The sequence below is a fragment of the Luteitalea sp. genome (genome assembly GCF_044337415.1).
In the GTDB taxonomy this organism is placed as follows: Bacteria; Acidobacteriota; Vicinamibacteria; order Vicinamibacterales; family Vicinamibacteraceae; genus Luteitalea.
Genome location: NZ_JBIINP010000118.1, coordinates 1 through 13,385 on the forward strand (window position 1 = coordinate 1; position 13,385 = coordinate 13,385).

Consider the following 13,385-nt stretch of genomic DNA (forward strand, 5'->3'; position numbering starts at 1 on the left):
GCGTCGGGCAAGGGCTATGACGCACCTGCGCCACAGCCGCGCCTGCGAGAGAATGTCATGTGCCTGCGTTGCTCGGCGACCTCCTCCCCACCCGGCGTGATGCCTCCGGCGACGACCTGCTGGGCCGGTTCCTCGACTATGTCGCCGGACGGCGGCTCTCGCTCTACCCGGCGCAGGAGGAGGCCATCCTGGCCCTCCTCGACGGCCAGAACGTCATCCTCAACACCCCCACCGGCTCCGGCAAGTCGCTGGTCGCGTCGGCCCTGCTGTTTGCCGCCCTCGCGCGCGGCGAGCGCGCCGTCTACACCTGCCCGATCAAGGCGCTGGTCAACGAGAAGTGGATGGACCTGTGCCGCGAGTTCGGGCCGGAGCATGTGGGCCTGTCCACCGGCGACGCCTCGGTGAATCGCGAGGCCCCGATCCTCTGCTGCACGGCGGAGGTGCTCTCCAACCTCGCGCTGCGTGAAGGCGAGGGCGCCGACATCCAGCACGTGGTGATGGACGAATTCCACTACTACGCGGATCGCGATCGCGGCGTCGCGTGGCAGGTGCCGCTGCTCACGATGCCGCAGACGCGCTTCCTGCTGATGTCGGCCACCCTCGGCGACACCACGCCGTTCGAGGCGGCACTCACGCGCCTGAACGACCGGCCTTCGATCACCATCAAGTCGGTGCTGCGTCCGGTGCCCCTCGAGTTCAGCTACTCCGAGGTGCCACTCCCCCACGCCATCGAAGCGCTGGTCGAGCAGGGACGCACGCCCGCCTACGTCGTGCACTTCACGCAGGCCGACGCGGCCAGCAGCGCGCAGGACTTCACCAGCCTCAAGATCTGCTCGCGCGAGCAGAAGGCCGACATCGCCGATCGCATCGCGTCGTTCGACTTCTCGAGCCCGTACGGGGGCCACATCCGCAAGTGGCTGCGCCATGGCATCGGCCTGCACCATGCCGGCCTGCTGCCGAAGTACCGCGTGCTGGTCGAACAGCTGGCGCAACAGGGCCTGCTCAAGGTGATCTGCGGCACCGACACGCTCGGCGCCGGCATCAACGTGCCCATCCGCACCGTGGTGTTCACGCGCCTGTGCAAGTTCGACGGCCAGAAGACCACGCACCTCACCGCGCGCGACTTCCACCAGATCGCCGGGCGCGCCGGGCGCAAGGGCTTCGACGACCAGGGCTTCGTCGTCGTGCAGGCGCCCGAGCACGTCATCGAGAACCTCCGTCTCTCGGAGAAGGCGGCGCGCGACGGCAAGAAGGTGGTCAAGCGCAAGCCGCCCGAGCACAACTACGTGCACTGGGACCAGAACACGCTCACGCGCCTGGTCGGCGCCGCGCCGGAGCCGCTCGTCTCGCGCTTCCAGGTCACGCACGGGATGCTACTCAACGTGCTCAGCCGCTCCACCGACGGCGTGCGCGCGATGCGCCGGTTGATTCGCGACTCGCACGAGCCGGAAGCCGCCAAGCCGGGCCATCGCCGACGGGCCTGGCAGCTGTTCCGCAGCCTCGCCGCGCGCGGCATCGTCGAGATCGTGCCCCGCACGCCGGAGGGCGCCCGCGTGCGCGTCAACGTCGACCTGCAGGACGACTTCTCGATGAACCAGGCGCTCTCGCTGTACCTCATCGAGACGCTGCCCCTGCTCGATCCCGACGAGCCCACGCACGCGCTCGACGTGCTCACGCTGGCCGAGTCGATCCTCGAGAATCCCGAACTGATCCTGCGCCGGCAGCTCGATCGCGTGAAGGACCGCGCCGTCGCGCAGATGAAGGCCGACGGCATGGAGTACGAGCAACGCATGGAGGAACTCGAGAAGCTCGAGTACCCCAAGCCGCTGCGCGACTTCGTGTACGACACCTTCAACGCGTTCGCCGACCGGCACCCGTGGGTCGGCCAGGAGAACATCCGCCCGAAGTCGATTGCGCGCGAGATGTACGAGTCCGGCAAGTCGTTCGCCGAGTACGTCATGGAGTACGACCTCGAGCGCTCGGAAGGTCTGCTCCTGCGGCACCTGAACAGCGTGTACAAGGTGCTGAGCCAGACCGTCCCCGACGGCGCGAAGACCGACGATGTGCTCGAGGTGGAGTGGCACTTCAAGGCGCTGGTGCAGGGGGTCGACGCGAGCCTGGCCGACGAGTGGGAGCGCATGCGCGATCCGTCGTACGTCCCGCTGGCGCCGTCGGGTGGCGGCCTCGCCTTGCGGCCGGGGCGCCCGACCACCTACGACCTCACGACGGACCATCGCGCGTTCATGGCGGCGGTGCGCTCACGGGTGTTCCTGTGGCTTCGCCCCTGGGCGCACGGCGATCACGCGGCGGCGCTGGCGGTACTGGATTCGCCGGTGGCCGGCGATCTGGCCAGTGACACGCCCTCGTGGACACCCGAACGGCTGGCCGAGACCCTCGGCGCCTACCTGTCGGGCCACCTCGCGGTGCGCTTCGACCCCGAAGGGCGCAACGCGAAGCACACGCACGTCGACCGGGACATCGATCCGGAGGCATGGCGCGTGCAGCAGGTGCTCGTGGATCCCGAGGACCTGAACGACTGGATGGCGGAGTTCGAGGTCGACATCCCGGCGTCGCGCGCACGCCAGGCGCCGGTCATCCGCCTGCGCAGCGTCGGCCCGGTGGCGTGATCACCGAAACGTCGAGCGGCCGTCAGGGCCAGACGCCCAAGCGCTATCAAAGGTGCCTGTACGAATTCGGACCACTATCCATAGTGGACCTTAACTAAGTTTCGTATATCAACAGACAAAACTGTCACGACTCTCGCCCTTCCTTCGGATCCCACATCTGACCTCAGCAGCGCAATGCTGCCCAGAATCTACCGAAGGCTGATGCGGCGCCCTGGGCGCAGGCGTTGCCCAGAAGGAGGGCATGGAATGCCAAGGCGCCCTCTCCAGCCGCTGCCGTCACCTGCTCCTCGCGGTCTGTGTCCTGCTGGCCGCGAGCGTGTCGCACGCCGCCCCCGCCGTCCAACTCGCGTGGACGGCCAACGCTGAGCCCGATCTCGCGGGCTACGTACTGGTCTGGGGCACCACCCCCGGGGTGTATTCGCACTCGGTCACCGTGGCGCCCACGGCCGTGACCCATCGGGTGTCCGACCTCAGTCCCGGGACGTACTACTTCGCCGTGCGCGCGTTCAACGCGGCCGGGGTGCACAGCGGGTATTCCAACGAGGTCTCGGCCGTCGTCACCTCGGTGGTGGTGCCTCCGACGATCACGGGCCTGTCGCCTGCGACGGGCACGCTGGCTGGCGGGACGGACGTCACGATCACCGGCCTGCGGTTCCAGCCGGGGCTCGTCGTCCGCTTCGGCGCGGTTGCGGGCACCGTACAGCACGTGACCGAGACGGCCATCACGGTGAAGACGCCGGCAGGCGCGGCGGGCCCGGTGCCGGTCAGCGTCACCAATCCGGACTCGGGCGCGGCCACCGCCGGCACCGCGTTCGTCTACGACATCCCTCCCTCGATCACGGCGGTGTCACCCGTGGTCGGTCCCATCGCAGGCGGCACGGATGTCGTCGTGACCGGGACAGCGTTCCAGACCGGCGCGACCGTCCGCTTCGGCGCAGTCGCGGGCGTCGTGCAGCAGGTGACGACGACCTCGATCACGGTACGGGCGCCTGCCGAGGCCGCGGGCGTGGTCGACGTGTCCGTGCTCAATCCGGACGGCTACGTTGCCGTGCTCGGCCAGGCCTTCACGTATCGAGGCCCGGCGCCGACGATGGCCAGGCTCTCGCCCACGTCCGGCCCCCGCGACGGTGGCACCGAGGTCGCGCTCGAGGGCGCCCACTTCGATGTCGGTCTCTCTGTTGCGGTGGACGGCGTCGCCGCCGGCGTGGTCTCGGTCACCTCGACGCGCGTGGTGGTCCGCATGCCGGCCCATGCACCGACTCGGGTGCGGCTCGCCGTGACCAACCCCGACGGCCAGTCGGCGTGGGGCCCCGTTGCCTTCACGTACACCAGCGCAGCGCCGACAATCGCGGCGATCACGCCCGACCGCGGCGCGGTCGAGAAGGGCAATGTGGTCACGGTGACCGGGACCGGCTTCACGAGCGGCGCCGCAGTGTCCTTCGACGGACGCAGCGCCACGGTCCTTGCGATCACGAGCACATCGACCACCGTCGTCGCACCCGCCCATGTCAGCGGCGCGGTCGGGGTCACGGTGCGCAATGTCGATGGCCAGCGGGCGACGCGCGCCGGCGGCTACACGTACCTCGCGACCGCCCCGCTCATCACGAAGGTCGTTCCGGCCGACGGGCCGGTGGTTGGCGGAACACCGGTCACGCTGATCGGCCTGCGCTTCGGCGAGGGGCCAACGGTGGCAATCGGAGGGGTGGCCGTGCCGGTGCTCGCCTCCACACCGACGACCGTCACGGTGGAGACTCCCGCCCACGCGGCAGGGCCAGTGAACATCTCGCTGGCCTTCACTGCCGGGCAGGATGCGAGTGCGGCCGCGCGTTTCACGTTCCAGGAACCCACGCCGCGCTTTACGCGCTACTTCGCCGATGGCGCCTCGGGCAGCTTCTTCCAGACCCGGTTCGCGCTGGCCAACGCCCACGCCGAACCCGTTCCCGTGACGGTGACGTTCACCGACGCGCAGGGCACGCCGACCACGATGGAGGTAATCCTGCCGCCGACGTCACGCTCCACGATCGACGACACCAACCGGCCAGCCCTCGCCACCGACATCTTCGCCACCAGGTTCGAGGCGCCGCAGCCGATCGCCATCGAGCGGACGATGACATGGGCGTCCGGCGGGCCGGCATACGGTGCGCACAGCGACCCCGGCGTGTCCGCGCCACGGACCTCGTGGGTGATGGGCGAAGGCACGACCTCGAGCCAACTCGCCATGTTCTATCTGGTGCAGAATCCGACGTCGACGACGGCCGATGTGCAGGTGCAGTTCTTCCTGGCCAGTGGACAGCAGATCGACAGGACCTACCAGGTGGCGCCACGATCGCTGACCAGCATCTGGGTCAACAAGGTCGACGCGGCGCTCGCGAACGCCGAGGTCTTCGCGCGGGTCACCTCGCTCAACCACGTGCCGGTCGTCGTGGAACGCTCGGCCTATGTCCAGAACGGGGCCGAGGTCTTCAGTGCTGGTGACAACAGCGCGGCCGTCGAGGCGCCAGCCTCACGCTGGTACCTGGCCGAGGGCGCCACGGGAGGCACGTTCGACGAGTTCGTCAGCATCGCCAATCTCAACAGCGCGTCGGTTGATGTGGAGGTGACCTACCTTCGAGCCGGCACGACGCCCATCGCCAGGATGCACTCGGTCGCGGCGCGAAGCCGCCTGACGCTCCACGTCGATGAGGACGCGCTGGAACTGGCCGACACCGAGGTGTCCATCCAGGTCGAGAGCCTCTCGTCCCGGCCGGTGGTCGTCGAGCGCACGATGCGCTGGCGCGCGCAGGCGACCGGCGACTGGGTCGGGGCGCACAGCAGCCACGGCGCGACGGAGACAGCGGCACGGTGGCTGGTGGCCGAGGGCGAAGCGGGAGGAACCGGCGCGGCGAGCACCTACGTGCTGGTGGCCAACCTGGCGAGCACCGACACGCCGGTGCGATTCACGCTGCTGACCGAGGACGGCTCCGTGCACATGACCGACGCCTTCGTCCCGGCCAGCGGACGGTACTCGCTGGACGTGGCCCAGACGTTCCCGGCCGCGCTCGGCCGCCGGTTCAGTGTGATGGTCGAAAGCACCGACGGCTCGACGTCGCTCGTGGTCGAGCGCTCATCCTTCGTCAGCACGCCCACGACCCCCTGGGCCGCCGGCACCAACAGTCCCGCAACGCCCTTGCCCTGAGCAGGCGACACGACCCGGCCGGACCACTGCGCTGTCGCCCGGAAGGTGGCAGCGCTACCTGGCTCGCTGGTACACGCGCACGTAGTCGACCGTCATCGCGTACGGCAGCGTCGACTCGTCGATGCCCTTCTCTCCGCCCCAGGCGCCGCCGAGGCCAGGTATCGCTCCTCAGCGTGATGCGCCACCGGGCCGATACGGATCCGGGGTCCCCATCGGAATGACCGGATGCTGCTTCACGCTCCGCTCGAACTCGCCGACGATCTTGAGCACCGGCCCCACCACCCACGAATCCGGCGTGGGCTTCTCTTCGCGCGGGTCCGTGTACAGGTTGTAGATCGTCGGCACCGGGTTCCGCACAGGCGGATCGAACATGGTGTCCTGCCGGTAGAAGTGCAGCTTCCAGTTCCGCCACTTCACCGCCTGCAGTCGGTCCGCACACCAGATGGGGAAACCCTCACGGGCCGACGTCACCCGCTTGCCCAGGAAGAAGTCCGACTGGTCGATGCTGTCGAACGGGCGGTCCGTCGGCACTGCTGCGCCACCGAATGCGGCCAGCGTCGCGAACATGTCCACGCCATGGACGATGTCGTTGTTGACGGTTCCCGAAGCGATCCGGCCTGGCCAGCGCACCATGAAGGGCACGCGGATGCCACCCTCGAGCGCGGTGAAGTACTGGCCGCGCCAAGGGCCGGCCCAACCGTCCCACGGGCGGAAGAACTCGGGGCCATTGTCGCTGGTGAAGACGACGATCGTGTTGTCGCGCGCGCCGGCGCGATCCACCGCATCGAGGATCTGTCCGACGTTGCTGTCCATCTCGGCGAGCATGTCCGCCCAATCCCCGTTGCCCGTGCGCCCCTGGAAGGACGGATTCGGCACGGTCGGCAGGTGCGGCTGCGTGAGCGACACGTAGGCGAAGAAGGGCTTGCCCGCCTGGGCACGCGCACCGATGAAGCTCACGGCGCGCCGGGTGATCTCGGCATCGATGAGACGACGCTGGATCGTGTCGTAGACGGCGAGTGGCCGACTCGGCGAGCCCTTGCGGCCTTCCATGATCTGCTCGGCAGGCATGATGTCGGCCGACCAGCCGGGTGAGGACGGCCAGAGAGACTCGTCAGTAGTCCGGGGGATCCCGAACCACTCGTCGAAGCCCTGGTCGTTCGGCAGTCGCCCGTCATGGCTGCCGAGGTGCCACTTGCCGTAGTAGCCGGTCGCATAGCCCGCCGACGACAGCGCCTCGCCGATGGTCACTTCCCATTGCGTCAGGCCATCCGCGACGCCGCCGAACGGCACCGAGTGCGTGCCGGAACGAATGGCCCAGCGCCCCGTCATCAGGCTGGAGCGGCTGGGTGTGCACTGCGTCTCCATGTTGAAGTTCAGGAAGCGCATGCCCTCCTTGGCCAGCGAGTCGATGCGCGGCGTCGGCGCTCCGCGTGTGACGCCACCACCGTACGCCCCGATCTCGCCGTAGCCGAGGTTGTCGGTGAGGATGAACACGATGTTGGGTCGAGTCGTCTGGGCCGCGACCAGTGCGGGCACGGCCATGAACGCCGCGACCAGCGCGAGGATCGCTCCGCGGCGCACCTTCTGCAGTGAGTCCATTGTCAGTCTTTCCTTACCAGAGCTTCAGGATGGTGATGGTGAGCGTGACAGGCACCAGCACGCATCACGGCACTGCTGGCGCGGGCGCCAGTTTCAGCGGCTTGAGGAGGAACGTCGCCATGATGTTCAGCGCGCCGCCCTCGGTGGTCGTGCGGGCGCCCATCTCCCACTGATACCGGACGGTGACGAAACCGTAGACGGTCTGCCTGGCGGCAATCGCCAGCGTCGCCTCGGGCCCCACGCCGTACACCCGGTTCTTGCCGCGTACCAGCACGCCGGCGACGGGTCCGAGTCGGTCCTCGGTGAGCTTGTACGTCGCGTAATAGGCCATGCCGAGGCTGAGCCCGCCGCCAAGGAAGTCGCGACCAGCGCCGCCCTCGAGAGTGAGGGCGTTGCCGACCCTGGTGTCGCTGTCCTTCTTCTCGGAGTGGAAGTTGAACGACGCCGTGGTCGCCGCGTGCCAGGTCCGCGCCTGATCGAGATACACCGTGGTGCCGGCCTGAAGTTCATGGCCCCACATGCCCAGGCCGGTGTTGTTGCTGGCGCCGTCCTCGTAGCGACCGGTCGGCACGTACAGGCCGTACGCGACCGTCGTGTCGGCACGCGCCCCGTGCCAGCCGAGGTTCACGGGCTGGACGTACATGTCGGTGATCCCCTGCCCGGGATTCTCGTCGACGCGACCGCCCTGAATCCGGTTGTTGGCCCACGGCAAGACCACCAGAAAGCCGTAGTTGGCGCCGCCGATCTTCTTCGTGGTGACGTAGTTCAAACCGGGGCCGAAGACGGTCGCGTCCAGACTGCCCGTCGCGACTTCCTGGCCGTCACGGTTCTTCAGCGCGTCGGCGCTGTAGAAGTAGAGCGGCGCGACCACATATCCGCCCGGAGGGGCCTGCGAACCGGACTTGAGGCCCACGTCGCCCTTGATGTTCTGACTGTTCAACTGCGCGGCCGCGGGATTCGGGAGTGTCGCTCCGACGAGGAGGGCCAGAAGGCATGGCAGGGACAGCGCACGCGCGTGTGTCATCGACCCATGGTGACGACGACATCGGTGCTGCGCCACCACAACAACGGGTGCGCAGGCTGCCCGAACGTGCAGATCGCCAACGCTCACGCGCGGCGCGACGCCGCGGCTCGCCAGGCCACGATGGCCAGGCAATTCCTTTGGTCAGGTCCAGCCACGAGTCTGCGTTCAGCGCAGCGCGCGCTGGTACACGCGCACGTAGTCGACCGTCATCGCGTACGGCAGCGTCGACTCGTCGATGCCCTTCTCCCCGCCCCACGCGCCGCCCACGGCGACGTTGAGCAGCAGGTGGAACGGGGCATCGAATGGCCACTCCGCCTTGCCGGCCCCAGCCGGCTTGTCGTAGCGGAAGTACTCGCGCCCGTCGAGCAGCACGCGCACGTGCGCGGCGTCCCACTCGACCGCGTACACGTGGAACGCCTCCGCCACGTCGGCGACCGTGGTCTTCGCCGTCTTCTGCGTGCCGATGCTGTGATGGAAGGCCTTCGTGTGCACCGACGCGTGCACCACGCCGTGGTCGAAGCCGACGTGCTCCATCACGTCGATCTCGCCATCGTCTGGCCACCGCATCTGGCCGGGCGTCGTCGCGAGCATCCAGATGGCCGGCCACGACCCCCGGCCGCGCGGCAACTGCGCACGGACCTCGAGGCGACCGTGCGTCCAGTCGCCCTTGCCCCTGGTGACGAGCCTGGCCGACGTGTAGGGCGCGCCCTGCCACGCTTCCTTCCTGGCCTCGATGATCAGGTGCCCGCGCTCGACGCGCGCGTTCTCGGGACGACGATCCGTGTAGAACTGCGGCTCGCGGTTCCCCCAGCCATGGCCGCCGACGTCGTAGCTCCACTTCGAGGCGTCGGGCAACCCGTCGCGATCGAACTCGTCGTGCCACACGAGGGCGTAGCCGGGCGGGGGTGGAGGCAGGGACGGCTGGCCGTGAACGGTGCCTGTCAGGAGCAGGCATGCGCCCAGCGCGAGCGAGATGGTCCGCATGCGCGCAGGGTACACCAGGCGCGGGGATCGCTGACCGTCGACCACGAAGGTCGACGGCCAAGTACCCTGCTGCCGCTGGAGCGTGCCTATTTCGGCTGGGGGACGTAGCGCAGGTACGGCTTCACGGCGTGCCAGCCATTCGGGTAGATCCCCTTGGCTTCCTCGTCCGACACGGCCGAGCCGATGATCACGTCCTGGCCAGGCTTCCAGTCGGCCGGGGTGGCCACCTTGTGACGCGCCGACAGTTGCAGCGAGTCGACGATGCGGAGAATCTCGTCGAAGTTGCGGCCGGCCGTCATCGGGTACGACAGCAGCAGCTTGATCTTCTTGTCGGGCCCGATGACGTACACGTTGCGGACGGTGGCGTTGTCGGCCGCCGTGCGTCCGTCCGAGGTCTGGCCCGCGTCGGCAGGCAGCATCCCGTACAGCTTCGAGACGCTGAGGTCCGGGTCGCCGATCATCGGGTACGTCACGGCCGCGCCCTGGGTCTCCTCGATGTCCTTCGCCCACGCGTCGTGTCGATCGACCGGATCGACGCTCAGGCCAATGACCTTCACGTTGCGCTTCTCGAACTCGGGAACGAGGCGAGCCACCGTGCCGAGTTCGGTCGTGCACACCGGCGTGAAGTCCTTCGGGTGCGAGAAGAGGATGCCCCAGCTGTCGCCGAGCCACTCGTGGAAGCGGATCGCGCCGTGCGTGGTGTTGGCGGTGAAGTCGGGGGCGTTGCTATTGATCGGGAGCGGACCGGACATCTCGAGTCTAACCTCCAGCGGGCGCCTGCCGTGGGCCCGGATATGTGGCGACTATGGTTGCGCCTCGGGCGCGCTGAGCCAAAGGGGCAGGCGTGGCATATGACAGGGGACCGGGTACGGGGTACGGGGTACCGGGTACGGGCCTTACTTCACCTGGGGCGCGGAGGCGTCGGTCGTGTAGCGGCGGAAGTCGTCGTAGGTGGCCTCGCCCTCCACGTAGCGGTCGCGCTCGGGGACGTCGTGCACCCAGTACCACTCCCACAGGCGCACCGGCACCCGCACGGGCATGCCGGCGACGCGCGCGAAGGTCACCTCGAGGTGGGCGCGAAGGTCGCCGCCGCGCGGGGTGAGCACGGCGCGGACGATCTCACCCGTAGCCTCGTCGATGGCCAGCAACGCCCGCAGTTCGACGTCGCGGAGGCGGTCACCACGAATCACGCGCGGCCTTCCCCGTTCACGCAGGGCCACCAGGCGCAGCGTCGCCCCCTCCTCGTGCAGGGTGCCCCGATCGCTGGCGCGGAACCGATCGGCGTATGCGGGATGGACGAGCAGCAGCGGGAATGTCGGGACGTTGATGGTGCGACGAACATGACCGAGGTTGTGGCGGGCGCTGTCCTCGGTGATGCGGCGGAGACGTTCGCGGGCCTCCAGCGACGGGTCGGCGAACAGGGCGGCCAGCCGGGCGTCCCGGCCTTCGACCGGCTCGTCGTCGACCGACACGACGTCGCGATGGAGTTGCCAGGGCGTCTGGGGATCGTGGACCAGCAGCAGGGATGCCACCAGCCGGCGGGAGGTCATGGCCGGGACCTCGGCCACCCGCTCCGGCGCACTGCCCATCCACGGCCGGATGGTCTGCAGGTATCGCTCGCGGGCGACGATGCCCTGCAGGTCGCGCCCGAATCGCTCGGCGGCGGCGCCCGCCCGGGCGAGCACCTCGCGGAGGGGCACCGGCTCCTCGGCCCGTGGCGTGGCAGCCAGCACCGACGCCACGCCCAGGACGAGGACGGCCCAGACGCACCAAAGGGCGCGAGGAGCCTCAGCTCCCCGCGCCCTTTGGTGACTATGTGTGATTGGAAATTTCAACGTTCAAATTTCCAATGACCCGCTTCAGTTGACGGTCGGCTCCGGCTCGGCCTTCGGCGCGGGCGCCGCCTTCTTCAGGCCCTGAATCTGGAGGCCGGTCGCCAGCTCGGGGGCCGGCTCCTTCAGCACGTGCTGGCGGTAGAGCGCAGCCATCTTGTCGTTCTCGGCCTTCTTCTTGGCCTCGTCACGGGCGCGCAGCTTCTCTTCACGCGCGTTCTTGGCCACGCCGGCCTCGTCGAGGTCGGTCTGGCGGGCCTTGGCGACGGCGTCGGCGTCGAGCACGAGCGTGTGCCCCGCCGTGCCGAGCTCGACCTTCTTGCCGCCGGCGAAGATCTCGTGACGCCCGTGCTCCTCGTACCACTTGGTGAGGGTGGCCGTCATGTGCATCTTCTCGATGATGTTCCGCCAGCCGATGCCCGTGTTGTACGCGCAGAAGCTGATCTCGCCCTGCTGCGTCGCGTACGGGATGATGCAGCGCTCGGTGCGGCGGAAGTCGTAGTTGAACAGGTCCTGGAACCACATGCCCGCGATGAACAGGAAGTTCCAGCGGTCCTGCCGGCGCTTCTCGACGTCCTCGAGCGTGCGCTGCCCGTCGACGCGACCGTAGTTCTTGCCGGTCGCGCCGAAGGTCTTGTCGAACTTCTTGATCAGGTCCATGAGCTTGAAGTGCGTCGGCGCCATGAACGGGTCGTAGTTCTTCGCCAGGGCGAGCGACATGCCCCAGAGCGACAGCTTCTTGCTGCGAGCGGCGTCGTTGACGCGCTGCAGGTCCTTGGCGAGCTGCCCGCCGTTGAGGAACGCGGTGACCGGGACGGCCTCCTTCGTTTCCTTGTCGATCATCACGGCCATGCCGACGCCGCAGTTGGGGTGGCAGCCACACGCGAGGTTGCCCCAGTCCTGCTGCGGCCCCTTCACGAGGTCGGCCCAGTCGGTGAACGTGCCCATGAACGAGATCGGGAACCAGTCGCGCGTCGGCTCGCCGATCTGCACCTGGTTCTTCACGTCGTGCGCCAGGTGCGACAGCGTGTAGCGCTGCGCCGCGCGGCGCTCGTCGGTGACCTCCTCGTCGCGCCCCGTGAACGACACGGGCTGGAACGAGAGGAAGCTGATCTTGCGCGGGTTGTCGAGGGCGAACTTGATGATCCGCCCGACCTGCTCGTTGTTCACGCCGTTGACGATCGTCGTGACCGGGACGATGTCGACGCCGTTGCTCCAGAGGTTCTCGATGGCGCGCAGCTTGACGTCGAACAGGTTGCCGACGAGGCGGTGCGAGTTGGCGGCGTTGCCGATGCCGTCAAACTGCAGGTACGCGTAGCGGAGGCCGGCCTCGGCCGCGGCGCGGGCGAACTCCGGGCTCTTGGCGAACTCGATGCCGTTGGTGGCCGCCTGCACCGAGTTGTAGCCGACCTTCTTGGCGTAGCGGACGGCGTCGAGGAAGAACGGCGACAGCGTCGGCTCGCCACCCGAGAACTGCACCGACATCTGCCGGCGCGGCTTGATGGTGATGGCGTTGTCGAGCAGCGTCTTGATGTCTTCCCAGCTCAGTTCGTGGACGAACCCGACCTGGTTCGCGTCCATGAAGCACGGGTCGCACATCATGTTGCAGCGGTTGGTCAGGTCGATCGTGAGCACCGCGCCGCGGCCGTACTTGATCGTCGAGCTGCCGTGGTTGTGCAGCGTCTCGTCGTTGTGGGCGCGGATGTCGCTGCCCGGGTACGAGTCCTCGAGGTGCTTGAAGAAGGCCGGGTCGATGGCCATGACGTCCTCGAAGTGCCCGTGCTGCGGGCAATCCTTGACCATCATGATCTTGCCGTCCTTCTCGAGGATGGTGGCCTTGATCTCGCCCACCTTCTCGTTCAGGAGCACCGAGACGTCGCGCTTGCCGTCGAGGATCTCCTGGCGCGCCTCGCGCACACAGGTCGGGCAGAGCGAGTCGGTCTCGCGCGGCCAGCCCAGGGGCGGCTTCACCTTCTCCCACGACTTCTGCAGCGGCTTGTCCGACCACTTCGGCACGAATCCGGGGGCGCGATTGATCGAGTTGAGCGCATCGAACACCACCCACGCGCCCTTGGCGGCGTAGGTCAACCCCTTCTCGACGTACTTGATCGGCTTGTGCGGCATCGTTGTTCCTTTGTCGTCGT

At 68.3% G+C, this 13,385-nt stretch carries 8 protein-coding genes; 2 read left to right on the top strand and 6 right to left on the bottom strand.

Annotated features, from left to right (window positions below; translation table 11 throughout):
- Window positions 1–59 precede the first annotated feature (59 nt).
- Window positions 60–2,627: a DEAD/DEAH box helicase gene (locus ACIRDX_RS15390; RefSeq protein ID WP_396626321.1), complete on the top strand. Its 2,568-nt coding sequence runs from the start codon at window positions 60–62 to the stop codon at window positions 2,625–2,627.
- 241 nt (window positions 2,628–2,868) lie between these two features.
- A complete protein-coding gene (locus ACIRDX_RS15395) occupies window positions 2,869–5,802 on the top strand; it encodes an IPT/TIG domain-containing protein (RefSeq protein WP_396626322.1) in 2,934 nt (977 codons plus the stop codon).
- 168 nt (window positions 5,803–5,970) lie between these two features.
- Here the strand turns inward: ACIRDX_RS15395 and ACIRDX_RS15400 are convergent, their stop codons facing one another.
- From ACIRDX_RS15400 to ACIRDX_RS15425, 6 genes are all read right to left on the bottom strand, one after another.
- Window positions 5,971–7,401, bottom strand: coding sequence for an arylsulfatase (locus ACIRDX_RS15400; protein ID WP_396626323.1), 1,431 nt, complete (start codon window positions 7,399–7,401; stop codon window positions 5,971–5,973).
- A gap of 64 nt (window positions 7,402–7,465) precedes the next feature.
- Entirely contained in the window at window positions 7,466–8,425 is a 960-nt protein-coding gene (locus tag ACIRDX_RS15405) for a transporter (protein ID WP_396626324.1), read from the bottom strand.
- 165 nt (window positions 8,426–8,590) lie between these two features.
- Entirely contained in the window at window positions 8,591–9,409 is an 819-nt protein-coding gene (locus ACIRDX_RS15410; RefSeq protein ID WP_396626325.1) for a family 16 glycosylhydrolase, read from the bottom strand.
- A gap of 86 nt (window positions 9,410–9,495) precedes the next feature.
- The gene (locus tag ACIRDX_RS15415; RefSeq protein WP_396626326.1) at window positions 9,496–10,161 is read right to left on the bottom strand and encodes a peroxiredoxin; all 666 of its coding nucleotides are present in this window, start codon (window positions 10,159–10,161) and stop codon (window positions 9,496–9,498) included.
- Window positions 10,162–10,305: 144 nt separating this feature from the next.
- On the bottom strand, window positions 10,306–11,151 hold the full coding sequence (locus ACIRDX_RS15420; RefSeq protein WP_396626327.1) for a hypothetical protein: 846 nt from the start codon (window positions 11,149–11,151) through the stop codon (window positions 10,306–10,308).
- A gap of 117 nt (window positions 11,152–11,268) precedes the next feature.
- A complete protein-coding gene (locus ACIRDX_RS15425; RefSeq protein ID WP_396626328.1) occupies window positions 11,269–13,365 on the bottom strand; it encodes a radical SAM protein in 2,097 nt (698 codons plus the stop codon).
- Between the last annotated feature and the right edge of the window lie 20 nt (window positions 13,366–13,385).